General features: G+C 57.2%; 25 protein-coding genes. 19 read left to right on the forward strand and 6 right to left on the reverse strand.

Annotated features, from left to right (window positions below; translation table 11 throughout):
- Positions 1-108: 108 nt before the first annotated feature.
- From RBI05_RS00570 to sufB, 7 genes are all read left to right on the forward strand, one after another.
- Positions 109-573 (forward strand): Dps family protein, encoded by a 465-nt coding sequence (locus tag RBI05_RS00570; protein WP_150459110.1) that lies wholly within the window; start codon positions 109-111, stop codon positions 571-573.
- A gap of 185 nt (positions 574-758) precedes the next feature.
- Positions 759-1364, forward strand: coding sequence for a DUF1802 family protein (locus tag RBI05_RS00575; protein ID WP_310549765.1), 606 nt, complete (start codon positions 759-761; stop codon positions 1362-1364).
- Positions 1365-1498: 134 nt separating this feature from the next.
- Positions 1499-2281: a Fe-S cluster assembly ATPase SufC gene (gene sufC / locus RBI05_RS00580; RefSeq protein WP_150459112.1), complete on the forward strand. Its 783-nt coding sequence runs from the start codon at positions 1499-1501 to the stop codon at positions 2279-2281.
- A gap of 25 nt (positions 2282-2306) precedes the next feature.
- Entirely contained in the window at positions 2307-3608 is a 1302-nt protein-coding gene (gene sufD / locus RBI05_RS00585; RefSeq protein ID WP_150459113.1) for a Fe-S cluster assembly protein SufD, read from the forward strand.
- On the forward strand, positions 3605-4828 hold the full coding sequence (locus RBI05_RS00590; RefSeq protein WP_150459114.1) for a cysteine desulfurase: 1224 nt from the start codon (positions 3605-3607) through the stop codon (positions 4826-4828). Before sufD ends, RBI05_RS00590 begins: the two co-directional genes overlap by 4 nt.
- Positions 4815-5249: a Fe-S cluster assembly sulfur transfer protein SufU gene (sufU, locus tag RBI05_RS00595; protein ID WP_310549766.1), complete on the forward strand. Its 435-nt coding sequence runs from the start codon at positions 4815-4817 to the stop codon at positions 5247-5249. The genes RBI05_RS00590 and sufU overlap by 14 nt, the downstream gene beginning before the upstream one ends.
- Before the next feature lie 47 nt (positions 5250-5296).
- The gene (sufB, locus tag RBI05_RS00600; protein ID WP_150459116.1) at positions 5297-6694 is read left to right on the forward strand and encodes a Fe-S cluster assembly protein SufB; all 1398 of its coding nucleotides are present in this window, start codon (positions 5297-5299) and stop codon (positions 6692-6694) included.
- A 141-nt stretch (positions 6695-6835) separates the two neighbouring features.
- Here sufB and RBI05_RS00605 read toward each other — a convergent pair whose 3' ends face one another.
- The 3 genes from RBI05_RS00605 to RBI05_RS00615 all read right to left on the reverse strand — a co-directional run bounded on the left by RBI05_RS00605 (position 6836) and on the right by RBI05_RS00615 (position 9150).
- On the reverse strand, positions 6836-7072 hold the full coding sequence (locus RBI05_RS00605; protein ID WP_150459117.1) for a translation initiation factor 2: 237 nt from the start codon (positions 7070-7072) through the stop codon (positions 6836-6838).
- A 162-nt stretch (positions 7073-7234) separates the two neighbouring features.
- A complete protein-coding gene (locus RBI05_RS00610; RefSeq protein ID WP_150459118.1) occupies positions 7235-8275 on the reverse strand; it encodes an HD-GYP domain-containing protein in 1041 nt (346 codons plus the stop codon).
- A gap of 200 nt (positions 8276-8475) precedes the next feature.
- A complete protein-coding gene (locus RBI05_RS00615; RefSeq protein WP_150459119.1) occupies positions 8476-9150 on the reverse strand; it encodes a molybdenum cofactor biosynthesis protein in 675 nt (224 codons plus the stop codon).
- 132 nt (positions 9151-9282) lie between these two features.
- On the opposite strand from RBI05_RS00615, the gene RBI05_RS00620 reads away from it, so the two are divergent.
- From RBI05_RS00620 to RBI05_RS00640, 5 genes are all read left to right on the forward strand, one after another.
- Positions 9283-10719: a bifunctional metallophosphatase/5'-nucleotidase gene (locus RBI05_RS00620; protein ID WP_310549767.1), complete on the forward strand. Its 1437-nt coding sequence runs from the start codon at positions 9283-9285 to the stop codon at positions 10717-10719.
- 61 nt (positions 10720-10780) lie between these two features.
- A complete protein-coding gene (locus RBI05_RS00625) occupies positions 10781-11605 on the forward strand; it encodes an undecaprenyl-diphosphate phosphatase (RefSeq protein WP_150459121.1) in 825 nt (274 codons plus the stop codon).
- Between the two features lie 117 nt (positions 11606-11722).
- The gene (locus tag RBI05_RS00630) at positions 11723-12799 is read left to right on the forward strand and encodes an HD-GYP domain-containing protein (protein ID WP_150459122.1); all 1077 of its coding nucleotides are present in this window, start codon (positions 11723-11725) and stop codon (positions 12797-12799) included.
- Positions 12800-13012: 213 nt separating this feature from the next.
- A complete protein-coding gene (gene yfkAB, locus RBI05_RS00635; RefSeq protein WP_310549768.1) occupies positions 13013-14149 on the forward strand; it encodes a radical SAM/CxCxxxxC motif protein YfkAB in 1137 nt (378 codons plus the stop codon).
- Between the two features lie 19 nt (positions 14150-14168).
- Complete coding sequence (locus tag RBI05_RS00640) at positions 14169-15533, forward strand: hemolysin family protein (protein WP_310549769.1); 1365 nt, start codon at positions 14169-14171, stop codon at positions 15531-15533.
- A 43-nt stretch (positions 15534-15576) separates the two neighbouring features.
- Here the strand turns inward: RBI05_RS00640 and RBI05_RS00645 are convergent, their stop codons facing one another.
- Positions 15577-16086 carry a hypothetical protein gene (locus RBI05_RS00645; protein WP_150459125.1) on the reverse strand — a complete coding sequence of 170 codons (510 nt, stop codon included), beginning with the start codon at positions 16084-16086 and terminating at the stop codon, positions 15577-15579.
- A gap of 179 nt (positions 16087-16265) precedes the next feature.
- On the opposite strand from RBI05_RS00645, the gene RBI05_RS00650 reads away from it, so the two are divergent.
- The 3 genes from RBI05_RS00650 to RBI05_RS00660 are packed head-to-tail and all read left to right on the forward strand — an operon-like array spanning position 16266 to position 17380.
- Positions 16266-16472, forward strand: a complete 207-nt coding sequence (locus RBI05_RS00650) for a spore coat associated protein CotJA (protein ID WP_150459126.1) — start codon at positions 16266-16268, stop codon at positions 16470-16472.
- Between the two features lie 13 nt (positions 16473-16485).
- Positions 16486-16752, forward strand: coding sequence for a spore coat protein CotJB (locus RBI05_RS00655; RefSeq protein WP_150459127.1), 267 nt, complete (start codon positions 16486-16488; stop codon positions 16750-16752).
- Between the two features lie 58 nt (positions 16753-16810).
- A complete protein-coding gene (locus tag RBI05_RS00660; protein WP_150459128.1) occupies positions 16811-17380 on the forward strand; it encodes a manganese catalase family protein in 570 nt (189 codons plus the stop codon).
- A gap of 107 nt (positions 17381-17487) precedes the next feature.
- Here the strand turns inward: RBI05_RS00660 and RBI05_RS00665 are convergent, their stop codons facing one another.
- Entirely contained in the window at positions 17488-18354 is an 867-nt protein-coding gene (locus RBI05_RS00665) for a nitroreductase family protein (RefSeq protein WP_310549770.1), read from the reverse strand.
- A gap of 259 nt (positions 18355-18613) precedes the next feature.
- Here RBI05_RS00665 and RBI05_RS00670 point away from each other — a divergent pair, with 259 nt between their 5' ends.
- On the forward strand, positions 18614-20707 hold the full coding sequence (locus RBI05_RS00670; RefSeq protein ID WP_310549771.1) for an alpha-galactosidase: 2094 nt from the start codon (positions 18614-18616) through the stop codon (positions 20705-20707).
- A gap of 116 nt (positions 20708-20823) precedes the next feature.
- Here RBI05_RS00670 and RBI05_RS00675 read toward each other — a convergent pair whose 3' ends face one another.
- Complete coding sequence (locus tag RBI05_RS00675; protein ID WP_150459132.1) at positions 20824-21669, reverse strand: polysaccharide deacetylase family protein; 846 nt, start codon at positions 21667-21669, stop codon at positions 20824-20826.
- A gap of 229 nt (positions 21670-21898) precedes the next feature.
- On the opposite strand from RBI05_RS00675, the gene RBI05_RS00680 reads away from it, so the two are divergent.
- From RBI05_RS00680 to RBI05_RS00690, 3 genes are all read left to right on the forward strand, one after another.
- Positions 21899-22945 carry a CapA family protein gene (locus RBI05_RS00680; protein WP_408638281.1) on the forward strand — a complete coding sequence of 349 codons (1047 nt, stop codon included), beginning with the start codon at positions 21899-21901 and terminating at the stop codon, positions 22943-22945.
- Between the two features lie 233 nt (positions 22946-23178).
- The gene (locus RBI05_RS00685; protein WP_150459133.1) at positions 23179-23433 is read left to right on the forward strand and encodes an AbrB/MazE/SpoVT family DNA-binding domain-containing protein; all 255 of its coding nucleotides are present in this window, start codon (positions 23179-23181) and stop codon (positions 23431-23433) included.
- 85 nt (positions 23434-23518) lie between these two features.
- On the forward strand, positions 23519-24439 hold the full coding sequence (locus tag RBI05_RS00690; RefSeq protein WP_310549772.1) for a LacI family DNA-binding transcriptional regulator: 921 nt from the start codon (positions 23519-23521) through the stop codon (positions 24437-24439).
- Positions 24440-24532 lie beyond the last annotated feature (93 nt).

Consider the following 24532-nt stretch of genomic DNA (forward strand, 5'->3'; position numbering starts at 1 on the left):
TTTCGGCGGAACGGGGCTAGGGTAATGTGACAGTAGACGACGACAAGGCCGGCACGACGGATCAGACACAGCCGGTCAAATTCTAAGTGGACAAGGAAGGGATCAACGATGGCCAAAGCAACCAACAAAACGAACACGACTTCCATCGAGCAGGTGCTCAACAAAGAGGTGGCGAATCTCAACGTCCTCTATGTGAAACTTCATAACTACCACTGGTACGTGAAGGGCGAGCAGTTCTTCTCCCTGCATGTGAAATTTGAGGAACTGTACGATGAAGTTACGCTGAAGATGGACGAGGTGGCCGAGCGCCTGCTGAGCATCAAGGGCAAACCTGCGGCTACGATGAAGGAATATCTGGAGCTCTCCACCATTCAGGAAGCTTCCGGCAACGAAGATACCCGCGGCATGGTTCAGACGCTGATTGAGGACTTCTCGACGGTAGCGGAAGAGCTTAGCGAAGGGATCGAACTCGCCGAGGAGAACGGCGATCAGCCGACGGCCGATCTGTTCATCAAGATCCGTACGGATCTGGAAAAACACGCCTGGATGCTTCGCTCGTTCCTGGATAAGTAAGGTTGATGTTAAGCATATGAACACCCTCATGTGAGAGGGTGTGACGAATGGTTGAAGAAGAGCCCGTTTTGGGCTCTTTTTTCATTCACCATGTCGATTGCCTACATGAGTTGTTATAATATAGATATCAAATTCGGAACGGCCGGACGGCGGGAGCCGCGAGGCCAGGAGAGGAGAGCAGCCCCATGAAGATTGAACCGACGGCTCTGAAGGAATGGGCCGCAGCCGCCGAACTGTTGGGGGAGGGAGAGAGCATCCTTCTTCTCCGCAAGGGCGGAATCCGGGAAGAAACCAAGCGGTTTGAACTCCGCAGCTCTTCCTTCTATTTCTTCCCTACGTATGAGCACCAGAAGCCCAGGTTGTTCAAGGAACCTTACCGTCCGCTGGTCGAGAAATCGCTGGCCGAGGCCCATCCCGGTGCTGACCGGATTACGCTATTCTACTGGGCGGAGGCGGCGGACGATCTGGAGATCCGGACCGAGGAAGAGCTGGAGGCGCTGTATCCTTACCATATTTGGACTAAGGAAATGGCTGCGGAGAGACTCCGGTGGAAGCCGCGCGAGCCGCTGCATGCCCTGCTGCTTCGGGTCTACCGGCTGGATCAGCCGCTAGAAATTCCCGTCCATCCGGAATATGGAGGCTGCCGGTCCTGGATCGGTCTTCAGGATACGCCCGAACCCGGGAAATCCGTGCCCGTGCTGGATGAGGAGAGTTTTGAAGCCCGGCGGCAGGAAATCCGACAATGTTTGATAAAGCTGAGGGATTATAATAAAATGAGTGATAATCATTGATAATCATTGATTATACAATTTATAATGATTATAATTTAATACAGAATCTAAATAGTTCCGCTGGCGTGTTACAGGGTCATCCCCTGCAGACGGATACAGGCTAGGCAAATCGATTATTGGAGGGAATTCACGTTATGGCAGCAGATTTCGTCATTTCTGGACTCAAGGCAACCATTGAAGGCAAGGAGATTCTGAAGGGTATTGACCTGCAGATGAAGGGCGGAGAAATTCACGCGATCATGGGACCGAACGGTACCGGCAAGAGTACGCTGGCTTCGGCTCTGATGGGGCACCCCAAATATGAAGTGACGGAAGGCGCGGCTACGCTGAACGGCGAAGACCTGCTGGAGATGGCCGTTGATGAGCGCGCACGGGCAGGCCTCTTTCTGGCCATGCAGTACCCGAGCGAAATTTCCGGCGTAACGAACTCCGACTTCCTGCGCAGCGCCATCAACGCCCGCCGCGAAGAAGGAAGCGAGATCTCGCTGATCAAATTTATCCGTCAGATGGAAGGCAAGATGAAAGAACTGGAGATGAATCCGGAATTCATGCACCGCTACCTGAACGAAGGCTTCTCGGGCGGCGAGAAGAAGCGGAATGAAATTCTCCAGATGATGATGCTGGACCCGAAGATCGTCATTCTCGACGAGATCGACTCCGGCCTTGACATCGACGCGCTGAAGATTGTAGCGCAGGGCGTGAACGCCATGCGCAGCGAAGAGCGCGGTTTCCTGGTTATTACCCACTATCAGCGTCTGCTTAACTATATCAAGCCGGACTTCGTCCATGTCATGATGCAGGGCCGCATTGTCAAATCCGGCGGTCCGGAGCTGGCGGAGCGTCTGGAAGCCGAAGGTTACGAATGGGTCAAGGAAGAGCTGGGCATCGAGGACGAAACCGTCGGACAAGAAGCGTAACCGGACTGGAAGGAGGAGAATAGAGATGACGACGCAAACCATACTTCCGGTTGAAGCCGGCACGCTCGGCGAATGGTCGGTGCGCAGCGGGGAACCGGACTGGCTGACAGAGAGCCGCCTGAAGGCGCTGGAGCTCGCAGCCGGCCTGGAGCTTCCGAAGCTGGAGAAGACCCGGATCGACCGCTGGAATATTCAGCAGTACGGGAAGAACCAAGAGAGTGTGCGGATCGGGCAGCTGGCTGATGCGCCCGAATCCATCCGCAGCCTGATCGAAGGCGCGGGAGAAGGAAATCTGCTGATCCAGCACAATTCCGGAGTGGTCTACGCCAAGCTGGCTCCCGGACTTGAGGAGCAGGGGGTAGTCTTCACCGATCTTCAGACGGCCGCCAAGGAACACGGCGAACTGGTTCGCCGCTATCTCGGCAAAGCGGTTGCCGCGGACGAGAGCTCCGTAGCGGCGCTGCACGCGGCGCTGTGGAACGGCGGGGTATTCCTCTACGTGCCGAAGAATGTAGTGATCGACGCGCCGATCCAGGCCGTCTATCTCACCGATGATGCAGAGAGCGCATTTGTGCCGCATGTGCTGATTGTAGCCGAACGCGGCAGCGCGCTGACTTATGTAGACAATTATGTGTCCGCCAAGACGGAAGCCGGGCTCCACAACGGAGCGGCGGAAGTGTTCGTCGGAGCCGGCGCTCAGGTGCGGTTCGCTTCGGTGCACCAGTTCGGAGCGGATACAACCGATATTACGTACCGCCGCGCCGTCGTGGACAACGACGGATCAATCGAGTGGATTATCGGCGAAATGAACGACGGCGATACCGTCGGCGACACGAAGTCCTTGCTTCAGGGCAACGGCTCCACCTCGAATGCGATGATTATCGCCGTGGGATCGGGATCGCAGCGGCTTAACTACTCCTGCCGCGCCCAGCATTTCGGCAAGAATACGCCGAGCGACATGATTACCCGGGCGGTTATGCGCGAGAACGCCTCGTCCATTATCAACAGCATTACGAAGATTGAGAAGGGCGCTACCCGCGCTGACGGACAGCAGACAGCCAAAGTGCTCATGCTGAGCCCCAAGGCCCGCGGCGACGCGAACCCGATTCTGCTGATCGACGAAGACGATGTATCCGCCGGCCATGCCGCTTCCGTAGGACAGGTCAATCCGGAGCAGATCTATTATCTGATGTCCCGCGGAATTTCGCGCAGCGATGCGGAAAAACTGATTATTTACGGCTTCCTTGCTCCCGTTGTCTCGCAAATTCCACTGGAGGGGCTGCGCGATCAGCTTCAGTCTCTTGTGGAAAGGAAGTTGGGTCAATGAATGCCTCCATCCGGGAGCAGTTCCCGATTCTGAACCAGAACGTCAACGGCCATCCGCTCGTGTACTTGGACAGCGCCGCGACTTCCCAGAAGCCGCGGCAGGTCATCGAGGCGATCAAGGCTTACTATGAGCACGACAACTCCAATGTTCACCGCGGCGTACACACGCTGGGCAGCCGGGCAACCGACGCCTATGAAGGCGCGCGGGAGAAGGTGGCGCGCTTCATCGGCGCCAAGAGTACGAAAGAGATTGTGTTCACCCGGGGTACGACCACAGCCCTGAATCTGGTCGCTTCCTCTTACGGGCCTTCGGCCGTGGGAGAGGGAGACGAAATCGTCGTAACGCAGATGGAGCATCACAGCAACTTCATCCCGTGGCAGCAGCTTGCCAAGCGTACCGGCGCGACGCTGAAGTTCATTCCGCTGCAAAAGGACGGCCGGATTACGGTGGAGGATGCGGAAGCGACCATTACCGACCGCACGAAGATCGTCGCGATCGCCTATGTCTCGAACGTCATGGGCGTTACCCATCCGGTGAAGGAGATTGCGGCCATCGCCCACAGGCACGGTGCCGTTATCGTGGTGGACGGCGCGCAGAGCACGCCGCATATGAAAGTAGACGTTCAGGACCTCGATTGCGATTTCTATGCCCTGTCCGCCCACAAAATGTGCGGACCGACCGGCATCGGCGCTCTCTACGGCAGACGGGCGCTCCTGGAGAAGATGGAGCCGGTAGAATTCGGCGGCGAAATGATTGACGATGTCGGCCTCTATGATTCCACCTGGAAGGAGCTCCCCTGGAAGTTCGAAGGGGGAACACCGATTATAGCCGGTGCGGTCGGGCTTGGAGCCGCGATTGATTTTCTGGAAGAGATCGGTATGGATGAGATTCACCGCCATGAGATCAAGCTGGCCGCGTATGCGGAGCAGCGCTTGTCGGAAGTGGAAGGTCTGACGATCTTTGGTCCCCGGGGCCGCGAGGTCGGACTCGTTACCTTCAATCTGGGAGACGTTCACCCGCATGATGTGGCGACGGTGCTTGACTCGGAAGGCATCGCCATCCGGGCCGGACATCATTGCTGTCAGCCCCTGATGCGCTGGCTGGAAGTCAGCTCGACGGCGCGGGCCAGTCTGTATCTGTACAATACAGAAGAAGACATCGACCGGCTGGTCTCGGCACTAATCCGCACAAAGGAGTATTTTGCCGATGCAATTGGATGATTTATACCGCCGCGTCATTATGGATCATTACAAGAACCCCCGGAACCGCGGCCTGTTCGAGGATGATTCGCTCAAGGTAGAGCTGAACAACCCGACCTGCGGAGACCGGATTACCCTCCAGCTGAAAGTCGAGGACGGACGGGTGAAGGATGCGCGCTACGCAGGCGAGGGCTGTTCGATCAGCATGTCGTCGGCCTCCATGATGACCGAGTCCGTCAAGGGCCGGACCGTGGAGGAAGCGCTGGATCTGGCCAGCCGCTTCTCCAGACTGATGCAGGGTGAAGAAGTGAATTTCGACGACTACGAAGATATCGAGGCACTGGCCGGCGTCAACAAGTTCCCGGCGCGGATCAAATGCGCCACACTCGCCTGGAACGCGCTGCGCAAGGGGATCGACGAGGAAGAGCGTCAGCACAGCTAGAAGAAGGCCGGCAACGGCAGGGTGAACTATAAGGAGGCGAACGACCCATGGCTAAGAAAGCGCCTGAAATGGAAGAATACAAGTACGGGTTTCGCGACGAGCACAAGGCGGTGTTTCAGACCGGCAAAGGACTGACGCCCGAGATCGTCAAGGAAATTTCCAAGATCAAGAATGAACCGGAATGGATGCTGGAGTTCCGCCTGAAATCGCTGAAGCAGTTCGAGAAGATGCCGATGCCGCGCTGGGGCGGGGATCTGGACGAACTGGATTTTAACGACATTCAGTATTATGTGCGTCCTTCGGAGAAGCAGGGCAAGACCTGGGAAGAGGTTCCGGCCGAAATCAAGGAGACGTTCGACAAGCTGGGCATTCCGGAAGCGGAGCAGAAGTTCCTGGCCGGCGTGTCGGCGCAGTACGAATCCGAGGTCGTCTATCACAGCATGCAAAAGGACCTTGAAGAACAGGGCGTTATCTTCATGGATACGGACACCGCGCTCCGCGAGCATCCTGAGCTGCTGAAAGAATACTTCGGCACCGTAATCCCCCCGGCGGACAACAAGTTCGCGGCGCTGAACAGTGCGGTCTGGTCCGGCGGTAGCTTCATCTACGTGCCGAAGGGCGTGAAATGCGAAGTTCCGCTGCAGGCGTACTTCCGCATCAACTCCGAGAACATGGGCCAGTTCGAACGGACGCTGATCATTGCCGATGAGGACAGCTTTGTCCACTACGTGGAGGGCTGCACCGCTCCAATCTACAGCACGAATTCGCTGCACAGCGCCGTTGTAGAGATTATCTGCAAAAAGAACGCCCGCGTTCGTTACACGACGATCCAGAACTGGGCGCCGAACATCTACAACCTGGTCACCAAGCGCGCCGTTGCCGAAGAGAATGCGACGATGGAATGGGTCGACGGCAACATCGGCTCCAAGCTGACCATGAAATATCCGGCCGTTGTCCTCAAGGGACGCGGCGCGAAGGGCTCCGTGCTGTCGATCGCCGTTGCGGGCAAGGGACAGCACCAGGATGCCGGCGCGAAGATGATCCATCTGGCGCCGGACACCACTTCGACGATCGTCTCCAAGTCGATCAGCAAGCACGGCGGCAAGGTGACGTACCGCGGTCTGGCTTCCTTCGGCCGCCAGGCGGAAGGCGCCAAGTCCAACATCAAGTGCGATACGCTCATTCTTGACAACCAGTCGACGTCCGACACGATCCCGTACAACGAGATCATGAACGACAATATCATGCTGGAGCACGAGGCCACGGTCTCCAAAGTATCCGAAGAGCAGCTCTTCTATCTGATGAGCCGCGGCCTGTCGGAAGCCGAAGCGACGCAGATGATTATCATGGGCTTCATCGAGCCGTTCACGAAGGAGCTGCCGATGGAGTACGCGGTTGAGATGAACCGGCTGATTAAGTTCGAGATGGAAGGCAGCATCGGTTAATCCGGCAGACCCTTCTGAAATATATCCCGGTGATGGTTAAATACAATACGTGTCCGCAGTGAGCTTGACACTCTGGTGTCAAGGCGCTCGGGCACGTATTTTAGGTTGAACGTCCGTTTCGGGCAGTGGACGTAGACAAGGTTATCCCACCTTATTTCTGATCTTTACCAACTCGTTAATAAAATAATTCAGTTGAGTCTTCGTGGATTTAATAGAAACGGTGGGGTTTTTCTTTTTGGCTGCATAATCCTGTTTCAGAGCGTCCAAGGCTAACCCGGCTGCAAGTGCGGCGATTCCATCCCCGATTGCAGCAATGGATCCACCTATAAACGCCAGCTTGGCAATTTCAATATCACGCAGATCCTTGTTATTGGCCAATCCCGGTACCTCCTATATTCACATATGTACTAATATATGCGATCGTTGGCCAATGGTTAAAAAGGCATCCGGCAAGGAGCGTCCTTTCGAGGCCTGTCCAGCGGACATAAAAAAACAGGCAGCGCTCCAATGGAAGATTGGACTGCTGCCCGTCTGCTCGGGCTATTCCATATAAATTTCTACAATTCCAACGTTGCGGTCGCGTGCCAGATCAAAGAACCGGCCCTCGCTCTGCACAAGCGGACGGAACATATCCGTCGGGTTGTTCATAATAATTACGCCCATGTCGCCGGAGCTGAGGAGAACGCGCTTGCCGATGAAGTTCGGCATCATATGCTGGATGAAGGCCTGAACGGCTTTGGCGTTCAGCTTGCCGAAGCTCAGATTATGTATTTCCCGGAGAACTGCAATCAGCTCCTGCTTGGATTGATAGACTCTCGCGGTGGTCATGGCGCTGTATACATCGGCGATGGCGGCGATCTGGGCGTACGGGTGAATCTCCGGCTTGCGGAGTCCGTTCGGATAGCCTGTGCCGTCTTCCCGTTCATGATGCTGCAGAGCGACCAGAGCCGTATGCTCGTCCGGCATGGAGTTCCGGATAATCTCGTAACCATGCAAGGTATGTTTCTTCACTTCTTCAAATTCCTCGGGGGTGAGCTTCTGCGGCTTGCTCAGAATGGAGGCCGGTATCCGGCATTTGCCGATATCGATCAGAAAGCCGGCCTTGCTGATTTCGTAGCATTCCTTCTTGCCGTATCCGAGCCAGCTGGCCAGGAAGTAGCTCAGCATACCGACCTGCAGGGAATGATTATACGTATAATCGTCTTCCCGGTCCAGAAGCAGCAACAGCGTTACAACGTCTTTGTGCCGGTCGAGAGACTGGAGCATGGGCTGCAGGACATCATCCACCATGGACTGATTGAAACTGCCTTTGGTCAACGCTTCCAGATAGAGCGATTCAAAACCGATGATCGTGTTGTCAAAATTCGTGGTGACGGCCTGGATGGCTGAGGATCTTCCGGCGCTGACAGGAGAGGGGGAGACCGATTCGATATCGACGTAATCGACACCGTGCTGAATCAGCCGGAATATCTCGTCTGTCTGCAACTGCGTACCCTTGGGGAGGACATGAAGACCGCGTGAACTGAACGTATCTTCTTTCAGATAATCCCCCGGTTTAAGATCTGTGACATGCACTCTCAAGTCTTTCTTCCACCTCTGCTTGCAAATTGACTAACCTCAATCCATGCAAGGCGAATCTTGTCAAAATAAACGGTTGGAACGACCGCCGTTGCTTCTAATCTGAAGCATAGCAAAAAAAGGCATTGTTAACAATGATAAAGTCATAGTCTGATACAGGAGCGTCCAAGCCGGACGGACTGCCTCCCAAGCTGCGTCTGGCTTCAGCTCACCCAGTGCTGCCCGGATTCGCCGACGTCTTTCTTCCAGATGGGCACCATTCGTTTCAGCTCTTCGATGGCATATCGGCTGGCTTCGTAGGCGGCTTCCCGGTGGGCGGATGCAACCGCAATCGCGACACTGGCTTCTCCGGGACCGACCGGTCCGATCCGGTGGGAAATGGCGCAGCAGGCGTTCCAGCGCGTCTCGGTCTCCCGTCCGATGGATTCAAGCTTGGCGAGCGCCATCGGAAGGTAAGCTTCGTATTCCAGGAGAACGGTCCGTTCCTCGCCGGTCATTTCCCGAACGGTGCCCAGGAACAGCAGAGAGGCGCCCCGGTTGCGGTCCTGGACCTTGTCCAGGATGTCCTGCGGGTTCAAGGGCAGCTCGGTGATCGCATAGCGTCCGTCGACGGAAGCCGCTGTCAGCGGTTCGCCGCCGGAGACTGGAGGAATGAGCGCGACCTCGGAGCCTTCGGCAATGACGGTATCGTCTCCTGCATACTCGCGGTCGACCGCCGTCATCGAGACGGCAATCTGGGAAGCGGCGTCGGGATAGGAGGCAGCCAGCAGTTCTTTCAGTCTGCCCGCCGTAACCGGGGGCTCCGCAATGTGAAAGGACAGGAGGGAAGAGCCGATAACCTCTGCCAGGCCGGCGAACAGCCGGATCTCTACGTGCATATCATCACCTCGGGGCGTATTTAGAATGACTACAATATACCATATCAGTCTTGAAAATGTTATGCTATCCTCTGTAAAGTCCGACTCCGCAGAGAGCCGGATTATATACCGGCCGGGAAGGGAGTTGAGCGCATGGCCGCTAAGACACAATCCGTAACGATCCTGCACACGAACGATATTCACAGCCATTTCGAACGAATGAGCCCCATCGCCGCACTGATGGATGGACAGCGGGCCGCAGCAGAGGGAGCGGTGCTGATGCTCGACATCGGCGACCACATGGACCGGGCCGCTGCGGAGACGGAGGGCACCCGCGGACAGGCTAATATTGATATCCTGAACCTTACCGGATACGATGCCGTCACCATCGGCAACAATGAGGGACTCACCTTCTCCTCCGCCGAGCTGGAGAGACTGTACGCCGGACTTCATTGTCCGGTGGTCTGCTGCAACTTCCTGGAATCTGCCACCGGAGAACCGCCTGTCTGGATGAAGCGGAGCACGGTCATCGACAAAGACGGGGTACGCATCGGCATTACCGGGGCAACCGCTCCGTTTCATACGTATTACGCCCTTCTGGGCTGGGAGGCGCTGGAGCCGGAAGAAGCGCTGCGTGAGCAAGTGGAGCAGCTCGCGCCCCAGTCGGATATTATCGTCATTCTGTCCCATCTGGGACTGGCCGCGGACCGCGAGCTGGCCGCGAAGCTGAACGGGGTTCATGCCATTCTGGGCGGGCATACCCATCATGTCCTGGAGGAGCCTCTTCTAATTAATGGAACGGCGGTATGCGGAGCCGGCAAGTTCGGCCGGCTCGTGGGCAGCATCCGCTTTGAGCGGGAGCCGGACGGCGGGCCCTTCCGCTATGCGGGGGGGCGCTGTCTGCCGGTTGATCCCGACCGCCTCAATGAGCGGGTCGCACTGGCCGGCGGTATTCTGCTCGACCGGGCACGGGAAGCCCTGGACGAGACGATAGCAGTTACCGACCGCGAGCTGCCGCTTGATCTGGCGGGAGACTCCCCGTTCTCCAACCTGCTCGCCCAGGCAGTACGCCGGTTCACCGGAAGTCAATTCGCCCTCGTCAACGCCGGTCAGCTCCTGGGCCCGCTGCCGAAAGGGCGCGTCACCGCCGGCATGCTGCATGCTCTTTGTCCTTCGCCCATCAATCCCTGCACGATGAAGCTGAAGGGCTCCGACGTTCGCCGGGCGCTGGAGCAGAGTCGCACGGCGGAATACCGGGACAAGATTGTATACGGATACGGCTTTCGCGGGGAACGGCTGGGCGGACTGGCCGTGGACGGATTAAACATCTTGTCCGAGCAAGGCCCGATGCCGTATGATGAACGTATTGCGGTCTTTGTCGACGGACAGCCGCTGGAGGATGAAGCGGAATACACGGTTGGAACCCTGGATATGTTCACCTTCAGAGCGGGGTACGAGACAATCGGGAACGGCCGGGAAGTGGCCTTTATGCTTCCCCACTTCCTGCGCAGTCTGCTGGCTATGGAGCTGAAGCGGCCCGGAAGTCTGGAGACATGCGCCGAGCCGCGCTTCAGGAGCGCGCTGCGCTGAAGATTCAAGCAGGGATTGGCGGTAAGAAGATTTAGACTATTTGTCTGTTGGGGAGGAATTTATGGATATTATTACAGCGATCATTCTCGCCATTGTCGAGGGCATTACTGAATTTATCCCGGTCTCTTCGACCGGCCACATGATTCTGACTACGAAGCTGCTGGGCTTCAACGAGCAGGATAACCTGATGAAGACCTTCGAGATCGTCATTCAGCTCGGCGCGATTCTGGCGATTGCCATTGTCTACCGGACCCGGATTATCGACCTGCTGGGTCTGGGGAAACAGCGTTCGGACGGACTGGCCCCGCGCTCCCGGCTCAATCTGATACATATCATTCTGGGGATCGCGCCGGCGCTTGCCGTAGCTTTCTTCGCCAGGGACTTCATCAAGGGGCTCTTCAGCGCGAATACCGTGCTGTGGGCGCTCGTTGCCGGCGGCATTCTGATGATCGTAGCCGAGCAGGTCAACAAGCGCCGCGCCCGCAATACGGCTCAGGAATTGGATGATCTGTCGTACGGGCAGGCGCTGGCCATCGGGCTCTATCAGATCATATCCGTGCTCTGGCCGGGCTTCTCCCGTTCGGGATCGACGATTTCGGGCGGTATGCTGAGCGGGGTCAGCTATAAGGCTTCCGCGGATTTCTCGTTCATTATCGCAATTCCGATCATGTGCGCGGCTTCGGGCTATGAACTGCTGGATTCCTACAAGGAGTTCACCAGCGACACAATCGGCATTTTTCTCGCGGGCTTCGTCATTTCGTTCATCGTGGCCTACGTAGTCGTTCTTCTCTTTATGCGCATGATTCAGCGAATCCGGCTGACCCATTTTGCCATCTATCGTTTTCTGCTGGCGGCGGCGTTCTGGCTGTTCGTTATGCGTTCGTAGGACGGTAGGGAACAAATTCGGGTAAGCCATCCGTCAGCCTGACCGGCATGACACCGGAAAGCGGGATAGGAAGACAGGCAAAGCAATTTTACCGTGACGGTCAGGAGTGAACCCAAATTGCGTTTACTAGCTGTGAACCGGCTGCAGCCGGGGATGAAGATTGGCAAGAAAATTTACAACGACGAAGGGCTTATTCTGCTCGCCGAGGGCATGGAGCTGACCGATGCGCTGATCAGCCGTCTGCTTCGGATGGATATCGGCTACGTGTATGTGCATGATCGGGACACGGACGATGTGGACATTCCGGCCATGCTCCATGATGAGACCCGGAATCAGGCGCTCAAGGCTATCCGGAGCCAGTTCCAGGAAATGTCGGGCGCTTCGGGCATCACCAAGGGGTTCTACCATTTAGACAAGAAATTCTCCAGACTGATGGAGAACATTCTGGACGACCTTTCCAATATGGAGTCTCCCATGATTATGCTTCAGGATATGCACACGACGGATAATTACCTTTATGTGCATTCGCTGAACGTCTGTCTCTACACTCTGGTGCTTGGCATCGCCTACGGTTACAGCAAGCAGGAGCTGAACGTGCTGGGAATGGGCGCTCTGCTCCATGATATCGGGAAGACGCAGATTCCGGTTCGGATCGTCCAGAAGCCGGGCAAGCTCAGCGACGAAGAGTTCCGGCATATGCAGGCCCACACCGAGATCGGTTACCGGATCCTGAAGGAAGAGCCGAATATTCCGCTGCTCGTGGCCCACTGTGCGCTTCAGCATCACGAACGGATCAACGGTACCGGTTATCCGCGCGGCCTGAAAGGCGACGAGATTCATGAGTACGGTAAATGGCTGGGAGTAGCGGATTCCTACGACGCTATGACGTCCAACCGGGTATACAAGAAAGCCATGCTCCCCCATCAGGCTGTCGAGGCGCTGTATGTCGGTTCGGGCACGCTCTATGAGCAGAAGCAGCTTGAACTGTTCCGCGACCGGGTAGCCATCTACCCGATTGGAATCAGTGTCAACTTAAGCAACGGAGAGAGCGGGATTGTCGTCAAAATCGACCCGTCCGTCCCGCACCGTCCGGTTGTCCGTGTGCTGAATGGACCCGAGGGCGAGAAGGTCGCCCCTTTCGAGAGGGATTTGGGAAAGACGCTGTCTCTTGTCATCACCGGCGTCAGCGAGTGAGCGGCAATCGACTCTTTTCCCTGTGGCAGTGCAATCGCGGTCCCGCTGATGCGGCGGGGCGGATTCGCGCTGTTTTTTTGTGCCCTTATGCAGGAATGAACCGACGTTCGGACGCCGGAGTTCGGTTTTGACGAAGTTCATGTTATGATAAAGGATGAATCAATCGGGTTAATAATAGGGATAGGCCATACAACTTTGAAGGAGTCTATAGGAATGACAGGAATTCAACCAACCACCATGAGGCTGCGGGCGATCTCGCCGAGCTATGATCCGTGGGACCCGCTGCTCTCTCTTCGCGAGCATGGACGGCATGTGCTGACCAGCGTCGAGATGACCGTGACCAATCTGTGCAATATGCGCTGCGAGCACTGTGCGGTGGGTGACAGTCTTACTATGAAGGAGGGCGATCTGCTTCCGCTCGAACGGATGCTGGAGGCGCTCGATCGCGTAGAGCATCTGCAGACGATCAGCATCACCGGAGGAGAGCCGATGTTCCGGGCTTCCACGGTGGACGGGATGATTGTTCCGCTGCTGAAATATGCCAGAGAACGGGGAGTCCGCTCCCAGATTAACTCCAATTTGACGATGCCCTACAACCGGTATGAGAAGCTGCTTCCGTACCTGGATGTTATGCATATTTCGTTCAATTACTTGAATGGCGATGACTTCCATGAAGTCGGATTTGCGAACAGCGGACACCCGGTATCCAAAGAGGCCGCTTACCGGCTCTACGACACGATGCTGGAGAACGCGCAGCGGCTCAGCCGGGACGGCATGTTCATTTCGGCCGAGTCGATGATTAACTACCGGACCCATACGAAGCTGCCCGGCATTCATGAGCTGATCCGGCAGATGGGCTGTCTCCGCCATGAAGTGCATCCGATGTATGCGTCGAATTTTGCGGCTTCCCTCCCGGTGTTGTCTCTTGAGGAAATGGCTTCCGCCATTCACGGGCTGCTGGACGCCCGCGATCCCGAGATGTGGATGCTGCTTGGCACCTTGCCTTTCTTCGCCTGCAGCGCGGAAGAGCGCGACCAGAAGCTGCTGGAGCGGCTGAGAAGCGAACGGAATGTAACGGTCCGCAACGATCCCGACGGACGCAACCGCGTCAATGTGAATTTGTTCAACGGCGAGGTCTTTGTGACCGATTTCGCGGACATTCCGGCTTTTGGCAATATTGCAGAATCGGGTCTGGACGAAATATTCGGGCGATGGGTGAACGAGCATCCGCTGAATCGGAAAATCGACTGCTACTGCGAAGCGGCTGCCTGCTGCGGCCCCAACCTGCTGGTTGCCGACATGTACTATTCCGATATCGACTTTAAGTCTAGGAAAGCGATCATTCTGTAGAAACGGGGCGTGTGTTATCGTGAATACTCACTTCGAGTTCGGAAGCCTGCTGCTGAATCTGGCGCTTGTGCTGGTACTCGTCTTCTTGAACGGGGTGTTCGTGGCGGCGGAGTTCTCGCTCGTCAAAATCAGGCAATCCCGTCTGACGCAGTTGGTCAGCGAGGGCAACAAACTGGCAGGCTATGCCTTGAAGGTCAACAAGAAGCTTGACGCTTATTTGTCCGCTACCCAGTTCGGCATTACGCTGGCGTCGCTGGGCTTGGGCTGGATCGGGGAGCCTGCCATATCCGAACTTCTGATCGAGCCGCTGATGTTCAAGCTCGGGATTACCGATCATGGGCTGATCTCCACTGTATCGGTAGTCGTCGGATTCTGCATCATCACGTTCTTACATATCGTTCTCGGAGAGCTGGCGCCGAAATCGCTGGCCATTCAGAAGACGGAAGGATCTGCGCTGCTGCTGTCTGCACCGCTGATGTTCTTCTATAAAGTGTTTATGCCTTTCATCTGGGTGCTGAACGCTTCCGCCAACGGTCTGCTGCGGCTGGTCGGCGTAGAGCCGGCGAGCGAGTCGGAGGCCGCCCACTCCGAGGAAGAAATCCGGATTCTGATGAACCAGAGCGCGAACAGCGGGGTTATCGACAAGGAAGAAATGAAGCTGATGGACAACATCTTCGAATTCTCCGACCTGCTGGCCCGCGAGGTAATGCTGCCCAGAACCGACATGGATGTCCTCTATACGAACCTGACGCTGGAAGAGAACCTGAAGATTGTCTCGGAGACCAAACATTCGCGGTATCCTGTAGCGGTGGAAGACAAAGACCGGATTATCGGCTTTGTCCATATCACCGATCTCCTCCTGGCTCCGACCGATCAGCAGAACGATCTGGCTACGCTGGTCCGGCCGATTCTCAACGTGCCCGAATCTATCGAGATCAGCCATGCGCTGCGGCTGATGCAGAAGAATCATGCGCAGCTTACCCTGGTGGTGGACGAGTACGGCGGAACGGCGGGTCTCCTGACCGCCGAAGAGATTCTGGAGGAGATCGTCGGAGACCTGCACGACGAATTCGAAGACGAGCGGCCTGAGGTCGAAGTGAAGGGCGAATACATCTCGGTGTCCGGCCGCATGCTGATCGAAGAAGTATGCGATCTGGTCGGCGTTGAGATCGAGGACGATGAAGTGGACTCCATCGGCGGATGGCTGTTCAAGGAACTGGAAGGAAGCCCGTCCAAAGGCAAGAAACGTATCGTGGACAATATAACCTTTGAGGTGGAAGAATCAACGCGTCTGCGCATTACGCGCGTGCTGATTCATAAGCCGATGCCGGCCCCGCCGCAGGAGAGCGAGCGGAAGGATTCGGATGAGAGGGAAGAAGAATAGAGAGCATTGAAGATCCCGGCCGCGGAGATGCGGCCGGGATTTTTTAGTGGTGTGGTCTAAGCGAGGGCTTCTCTGCCGAAGGTGCTGAATCGCCCTGATTCGTGTTCTCCCGAATCGCCTCTTCAGTAGACGCAAGTTTAACCGTTAGTAAGGCATTGACCGCATACCCTTGGCTTGGGGTGGCGCTGACGACGTGAGGACCGGTAGACCAAGGACTCGAGGCGATTTTGTATGCCATTTTTCCCGGGGGGACCTTGAACTGCATTTTAATCGGTCCGGCTTCCGTTCCCTGAGTCACGGTGACTGTGATGGTATCTTCTCCTTTATTCTTCACCCAGACTTTAACCCAACCATAATGGGCAGGAATGGTATAGGCGGGAAGAATAACGGAAGGGGTGCCCAGCACAGCATGATTATAGTACGGATAACGGGTATGGGAGTCTGACTCGGAGAGAAGGCTTCGTTCCGGATTTACCGCCATGGCAGGTGATGCAGAGAGAACGATTGCCGTACTTAATAAGGATGTTAACACCATTTTTGCAGCAAACTTCATGATTCGCCTCCTATGGATTCGGTTGGTTATTTTACACTTTATATCATATCATCCAATAGAATGGAAGAAAACGAGGTGCCGGTTAAATTTTGTCTGCTTCCTTCTGATCCCCCGTTTTGCCGCATATAGTGATACGGAAAATATGCCCGGGTACGTCCGGGCCGGAGGAGGACTCGACTTTGAACTCGCAAATCCGATCCTATGTGCCCTTCCGGGGCCCCTTTGATCCCTGTCCGCCACTCCCTTGCAAAACGTATGTCATTCCGCCGAATCAGTATCTGGGCTTTCAGCCGCCCGATCTGCCACAATTCAGCCTGCCGGAAGCGCTGAGAGCCGGAACACTGTGGCCGGCCTTGTTCAGTCCCTACGAGCCGAAGAAGTGTTAGGAGGAGAGGAGTCATGGAGACCCAAGCGTGCGATGCCCAATATTACGAGATGCTGGAGCAGCTTCAGACGCTGGACTTTGCGCTGGTAGAGCTGAATCTGTTCCTGGATACCCATCCGCTGGACCTGCGCGCCATCCAGCAGTTCAATCAGTTGACCCAGGAGCGGACCCGGCTGGCGAAGCAGTTCCAGGAGCTGTACGGACCGCTGCAGAATTTTGGCCGCGCCTATTCCAAGTGTCCCTGGGAATGGAGCCAGAGTCCCTGGCCTTGGCAGGTTTAACCGGTAGCGCGGAAGGGTGGATGGAGGCAAAAAAGCAGAAGCGGGAGGGAAGCGGGCAATGTGGGTGTATGAGAAGAAACTGCAATACCCGGTCCGGGTTGGCAAGTGCGATCCGCGCATGGCCAAGTATTTGATGGAGCAGTACGGCGGGGCCGACGGAGAACTGGCAGCGGCGCTGCGTTATATGAATCAGCGGTATACGATTCCGGATAAAGTCATCGGGGTGCTCAACGATATTTCAACGGAGGAGTTCGCCCACCTGGAAATGATTGCTACCATGATCTTCAAGCTGACCAAAGATGCCACGCCGGACCAGTTGGTGGAGGCAGGACTGGGCGCGCATTTTGTGAATCATGACAGCGCCCTTTACTACGAGAATGCCGCCGGAGTTCCTTGGACTGCGACCTACATTCAGGCCAAGGGCGACCCGCTCGCCGATCTGTACGAAGACATTGCCGCCGAAGAGAAAGCACGCGCTACATATCAGTGGCTGATCGACATCACCGACGACGTGGACCTTCAGGACGGACTGAAATTCCTGCGTGAGCGGGAAGTCGTGCATGCCCAGCGCTTCAAGGAAGCGGTGGAGATCATCAAGGAAGACCGGGAATATAAGAAAGTGTATTGAAGAGGGGGGTTACCCCAGCCGATCTGAAGGTGACCCCAATAAAAAGGCGACTCCGCTGCCGATTCCGGCAGCCGGGTCGCCTTTTCTTGCGGCGGAGACGCGGTGGCTTAGAGCATCCGCGTGTACAGGTATTCCGTTCCGCCATCCGGCGCAGCCGGAGCGGAATCGGCAATGATCCAAGCCCCGGGCAATTCCAGAGCGCGGCAGGCCTCCTCGAAATGCCGCATGGCAATGCCAAGGTCGATGCGCTGCATGGTCTCGCTGTAGCCGGGGGTGCGGCGCAGGAAGAAGTGGACCGCCCGCCGGTCTTCGGCCAGCAGCAGCCGCCAGGGCTGCTTGTTGGAAGCGGAAGGGCCGCGCCGCACCGACTCGAACGCTTCCGCGAGCCTGCCGGCGGCTGCCTCCGTCAGCGGCTGTCCGAAGGCGCCGTCCATGAACAGCTCGCTCCACTCTTTGCGCCGGTTCGCTCCTACGGCCTGGCGTATCACGCTGCGCAGCAGACCTTCGCCGTCCGCGGGATAGCCGACCGGACTGACGCACGGAATCCATTCGTCCGCCCCGATGTTCAGTTCTTGGCCAAAGGTGCTGCGGGTGAAGCTGCCGCCGAGCCAACAGGTGCCCACACCCTGATGGGTCAGATGCAGCACCAGTCCTTCAAAGGCATAGCCAAAATCGGCAAGTCCGAGCGGATCGTCCTTGCGGACGGAGCCTGCGGCATATCCTTGGGGATTCCGGATCATGCCGTAGGTGCCAAGCTTGATGCCCTTGTCCGTCCGCTTGTCCTTCACCGGAATCCATTGGGGCCGGACTGTTCTTCCCCAAGGACCGGTCCAGTTGGCCGGATCTGCTAGATAAGCTTCCAGAGTAAGGAGATCTTCACTGCGCAGCGCCTCGGTCCTGAAGGTTCGCACCGATCTTCTGATCTTGATTGCTTCGTACAGGCTGCCGGCAGCAGGAGATGTGTCGGTAGTCATGGGATCGCTTCCTTTCTGTTCGTTCGCTGGATGATTCGAGTATATAAGGCCCCCGGGCAGAAAGGTGTGAGAAAAGGCACCGAATCTCGAAGGCTGGCGTATAGGCGGTTGCCCGGGGAGGAAGAGAGAGGAGAGGATTTTTTATAAGGTGCTTGGATAGAACAAAGGATTTTGATATGATGTTTAGAATAATGTTATTAAGTTATCCTAACAAAAATAATGAAGAACCTACAAGAAGCTACATGAAGCGGAGGATGACATGAACCAATTAATCCAAGTGGAAGAGAATGGCCTTGAGCTGCGAATCGAAATTACAGCAGAGGGCGATGTGCGCCTGCTGCACTTCGGCGCTTTTCGTCCTGAAAGCGAAATCAACGAGAAGGCGAAGCCGGGATTTCGGCTGATGGAAGTCCAATTATCCGGTGAAGACCGGGCGGAGTACCATGGGCGGTCGCATCGGGCTTCCTATCCCGGCCTGCGGCTTGTCTATAACGGGCATCGCGACTACGCCGGAGAGAAGGGACGGAAGCTGGAAGTTATGCTCCGCGACCCCGCTACCGGGTTGCAGGCGGTCCAGCACTATCAGTTCTACGACGGACTTACGGTGGTTCGATGCTGGAATGAGCTGAGCAATGAAGGAGCCGAGGCCGTTGGAGTCGAATACGTCTCCTCCTTTGCCCTGACCGGCTGCGACCGGGAGGGCCAGGGAGATCGCAGCGACAAGATGGAGGTCTATCTGGCGCACAGCGGGTGGCAGAGCGAACTGCAATGGCGCGCCTACACTCTGCCCGAGCTTGGCATGTCGCATCTGACGGACCGCGGGTCCAAGCGGATCGCCGCATCGAATACCGGCTCCTGGTCGTCGGCCGAGCTGCTGCCGATGGCCGTCATGCTGAACCGGGAGCACGGTTCGGCGCTGTTCTGGCAGATTGAGCATAACGGGTCCTGGCACTGGGAGCTGATCGACCAGTACGATCAGCTGACTCTGCTGGCGAGCGGACCGACCGAACATGACAATCACTGGTGGCTGCGGCTGGAGCCGGGCGAGAAATTTGTATCGGTGCCGATAGCGGTCGGATCGGTGATCGGCGGATTCGAGGAAGCGGCCGGTCAGCTTACCCGCTATCGCCGGACCATCCGGCGGACGAATGACGATAACCGGCTGCTGCGGGTCATTTTCAATGACTATATGAACTGTCTGTGGGGCAGTCCGACGACGGCGAAGCTGCTGCCGCTTATCGACGCCGCCGCCGAGATCGGAGCGGAATACTTCTGCATCGACGCCGGCTGGTATGCCGAAGGGGAATGGTGGGACGGAGTCGGGGAATGGCTGCCTTCGCTGGAACGGTTCCCGGAAGGCATCGTCTACGTTCTGGATTATATCCGGAAGAAAGGGATGATCCCCGGACTGTGGCTGGAGCTGGAAGTCATGGGAATTCACAGTCCGAAGCTGAAGGATACGGATGATTCCTGGTTTTTCATGCGCCACGGACGGCGGGTGATGGACCGCAGCCGCTATCAGCTCGATTACCGCAATCCGAAGGTTCGCGCCTATGCGGATTCGGTCATTGACCGGCTGGTTCGGGAGTATGGAGTCGGGTATATCAAGATGGATTACAATATCAACGCCGGTATCGGGACCGAGACGGATGCCGACAGCTATGGGGACGGCCTGCTCGGACATAACCGGGCTTATCTGGAATGGCTCGACGGCGTGTTCGCGCGGTATCCCGAGCTGGTCATCGAGAACTGCTCGAGCGGCGGGATGCGGATGGATTACGCCATGCTGAGCCGCTACAGCATTCAGTCCACCAGCGATCAGGACAACTATGTCCGTTATGCCTCCATTGCGGCCGGTTCCCCTGCGGGACTGACGCCGGAGCAGTCGGCGATCTGGTCGTACCCGATGCGCGAGGGAGATGACAATGAAGTCATCTTCAACATGGTGAATGCGCTGCTGCTGCGGGTTCATCAGAGCGGTCACCTGGCGGAGCTGAGTCCGCGGCGGCGGGCGCTGGTGAAGGAGGCGCTGGATGTGTACAAAAGAATCCGCTCCGATATCCCCGAAGCGCTGCCCTTCTGGCCGCTGGGTCTGCCGGACCCGGCTTCGCCTTGGGTCAGTCTGGGCCTTGCCCGCGGCAACAAGCGCTATATCGCCCTGTGGCGCACGGCGGGCGATGAGCCCGGCACGGTACTCCCACTGCCGGCGCTGGCCGGGCGCGAAGCCGACGCCGAGTGCCTGTATCCGCGCGGGGCGGGATGCGAGCTCGCGTGGGACGCCGCCGCGGGCACGCTGTCGGCCCAGCTGCCGCCCGGCGTGACGGCCCGGCTCATTGCGCTCACGGTGCGCTGAGCCGAAGGCCGCGCCGCCGCGGACGGCTTCAGGCGGGGTATCACCGCCCCGCTTTGAAGCTGCGGGCAGACAGGAAGAGCCGTCCGGCAGTCAGCCGGGCGGCTCTTCCTGTTCTTCTATTCCTGTTCCAGTCCGCGCTCAGAAACCGGGTCCTTCCCCAGGGCTCCGCGGCTCTCTCGCACCGGATCGGGAATCTGCGGCGGCGAATCCGAGCCTTCCGCCCTCTGCCGCAGACCGTGCACCGGTCGATGCTGCAGAAGCTCGGAGACCGTAACGAAGCGGTAATGCCTGCGCTGGAGCTCCGGCAGAATGATCCGCAGCGCTTGGACCGTCTGGGAGCTGCCGGGAACATAATCGTGCATCAGCACGATGTTGCCTCCCTTGACGCCGCGCAGCACCTTGGTAACGATATGGTTCACGCCCGGCCGGGCCCAATCCCAGGTATCCTGGTTCCAGGACCAGAGAACAAGCTGCATCCGGTTCCGCTTGATCAGTTCGACGACCGCTTCGTTGTACCAACCTCCCGGCGGGCGGAAGAGCACCGGCTTCAGGCCGGTTGCCTTCAGCACCGCTTCCTGGGTGCTGTCAATTTCCTTTAGCATGTCTCCCGCAGAGACGGCCTTCAGCGAGGGGTGGTGATAGGTATGATTGCCGACCTCGTGTCCTGCAGCCAATTCAGCCCGGACGAGGTCCGGGTACCGGGCGACCTTGTCGCCAACCACAAAAAAGGTAGCCTTGGCGTTGTACTGCTTGAGCAGCGCCAGAATCTCCGGCGTATGGGAGCGGTCCGGCCCGTCATCGAAGGTCAGCGCCACGAGGGGGTCCTCCGTCGGAACCTCCCAGACGATCTCGCCGCGCTGCTCGTAATACTCGCGCCCCTTCGGAGAGGCTTCCGCGAAGCCGGAAGCAGAAGGAAGCAGCGCAATCAGAGCCGCGCATCCCAGCAGGCGCAGTGCATTCATCCTCTGTCGCTCCTTTCCTGACAACGCCTATAGCTTGCCATTCAGGACGTTTTATTATGCGGGAATAGGAAGGACGGCATCTGTTAACGGCAGCGGGCCATATAGTAGAATGATAGGATGAGAAGAGAGGAGATTCCTACAAGTGTACAGATTCAGCAAGCATTGGCTCTACAAGACAGGCGGCCGCGCAGCCGCCGTTCTGCTGGCAGGCGCCCTGGCGCTGCCGGCGATTGTGCCGGCGAGAACCTCGGCAGCGGCCTCGCCGGTTCCATCCGCCGCGGTATCCGCTTCTCCGGCTTCCGTTCCCGCGAAGCCCGGGAAGTCTGCAGAGCCGCTGACCATGGCCTTTGCGGGCGATATTCTGCTGGACGGCTATGTCGGGAACCAGATTGCCCGCTACGGAACGAAGTATCCGTTCCTCAAGACGGCTCCGCTGCTGAAGCCTGCCGATCTGGCATTCGCCAATCTGGAGACGCCGGTCTCCATCCGCGGGAAGGCCTCGCAGGGCAAGACCTTTGTATTCCGTTCCAAGCCCGAGACGCTGGAGGGGCTGGTCTATGCCGGGATCGACGGCGTAACCTTGGCGAATAACCATATTCTCGACTATGGACAGCAGGCGATGCTCGACACCCTGATTCATCTGGACCGCAACCGGATCGGGCGAACTGGGGCCGGAGCCAATATAAAGGAAGCGTTTCGTCCGTATGTGAAGACGATCGGCGGGAAATCCGTCGCGGTCCTCGGAGTCAGCCGGGTACTGTCCGGCCCTGCCTGGTATGCCGGAGAGAAGACGCCGGGAGCGGCGTCGGCGTACACGGATGAGCCGATGCTCAGCGCCGTCCGGGCCAGCGCGAAGACGCATGATTTTACCGTCGTCTATATTCACTGGAACCAGGAGTTCAAGGACTACCCGGAAGCGTATGCCCGCAAGCTGGCCCGTTCCCTGATCGACAGCGGAGCCGATCTCATTATCGGAGCCCACAGCCATTGTCTGATGGGCGTGGAATACTACAAGCATAAACCAATTTACTATTCGCTCGGCAACTTCGTCTTCAACCGCTCCACAAGAGGAGGCGACAAGACGCTCCGCTCGATGATTGCCACGTTCAAGCTCGACCCGGCGGGCAAGCTGACTTCCCGGGTTGTGCCGGTGCAGATCAAGCAGGGGCAGCCGACGCCGATGGATCCGTCATATAACCGGGTCACCTACAATCTGTTGAACAAGCTGTCCTACAACGCCGTAGTGGACACTTCGGGCAACGTGAGGGAGAAATAAGAACCGAAGGCCGAAAGGCCTTCTTTTTTTAGAAGAAAGATGTCGAAAGCGAAAGCGAATCAACGGAGTCATTTGTCGATAAATATCGAAAAATGTAAAAAATAATTTGACATAAAACTTGCAGGACCTTACAATTTGATAGAGAATGCTAAGTTTTACTCTACGCTGAGTAAATCGGTACGTTCAACAATAGAAGAACATTATACGAAGGGCCATACGGGAGGATGTTGACGATGAAAGCAACAGGTATTGTAAGAAAAGTGGATGAGCTGGGACGGATCGTAATTCCGATCGAGCTGCGCAGAACGATGGGCATCGACATTAAGGACCCGCTTGAAATTTTTGTCGATGGCGAGAAGATTATTTTGCGCAAATACGAGCCTACCTGCATTTTCTCGGGAAGCTCGGAGAATCTGATTAACTTTAAGGGAAAAATGGTCAGCCGGGATATTCTGGACGAGCTGCTGGAGAGCTTCGACCGGGCCTAAGACGGCAAGCCCGCATATAGAGACGAGCGAACGGGGTGCCCGACAGGGCCCCCGTTTGTTTTGTTAAGAGAGGAGGAGAAGCGCTGTGCAGAACGGACACCGGAGAGTGACCATGCGGGACATTGCGGCCGAAGCCGGCGTATCGTCGGCGACGGTCTCCTATGTGCTGAACTACTCCGAGAAGGAGAAGATCAGCCACGAAACAAGGCTCCGGGTATTTGAAGCGGCCCGCAAGCTGAACTATGTGCCCGATATGACCGCCAAGACGCTGGCGAACCGCCAGAGCCGGATGATCGGACTGATTGCAGGCGGCAACCGCTCCCGGGGCCGAAGGCTGGAACAGTATGATCTGGTCGATGCGCTGCAAAAGGAGATGGGCCGCAGAGGCTACGATACGCTGCTGCTCTCGGCCGGAGATCCCGCTGAACAGATTCGGATCAGCCGCAGCCGTTCGCTCGACGGGGCTTTCCTGATCGATGTCGATACGGAGACGCTGAAGCAGCGGGTACAGCAGTTCGTTATTCCGCTTGTATTTATCGACAGCCATCTGGGCGACCCGCTTTTTCACGAGGTTCTCGGGGATTACGAGACGATCTTTTGCACCGCAGCACAGGAGAAAGAGCCGTTCTTCGTGGTGATGGAAGACGGCCCGGAAAGTTACGTCTACCGGCAGGCCGAGCGCGTATGCGGACGGGAGCATCTCTACGTGGAGGACGGCACCCGTTCCATGGAAGCGTTTCTCGGCGAAAGACGGGGCATGAGAGGCATCGTGCTGGGCGAAGCGCTTGGCGTACGGGCCGAGCGGCAGCTTGGGAGTGCCGATCTGACGGTCGTAGTCGGCAGCGCAGAAGGCGGACTGCTGGCCCCGGGAACCCGCCGGATTCTGATCGACAGCGTCGTCAAAGCCGAAATGGCTGCCGATCTTCTGGCGGAGATTTCACAAATGCACACCGACCGGCCGTTCCCGCCGGCGATTACGCGGGTCTCTCCGGTTCCGCTCGACTGACCGGTCACAAAAATGTCGAGCCCTGCGCGCCCGGCAGAAGCTGCCGCTTAACCGTCTGCCGGAGAAGGTCGGAACAGGCTTGACAGGAGAGGC

This window comes from Paenibacillus glufosinatiresistens, from assembly GCF_031470375.1.
Lineage (GTDB): Bacteria > Bacillota > Bacilli > Paenibacillales > Paenibacillaceae > Paenibacillus_AQ > Paenibacillus_AQ glufosinatiresistens.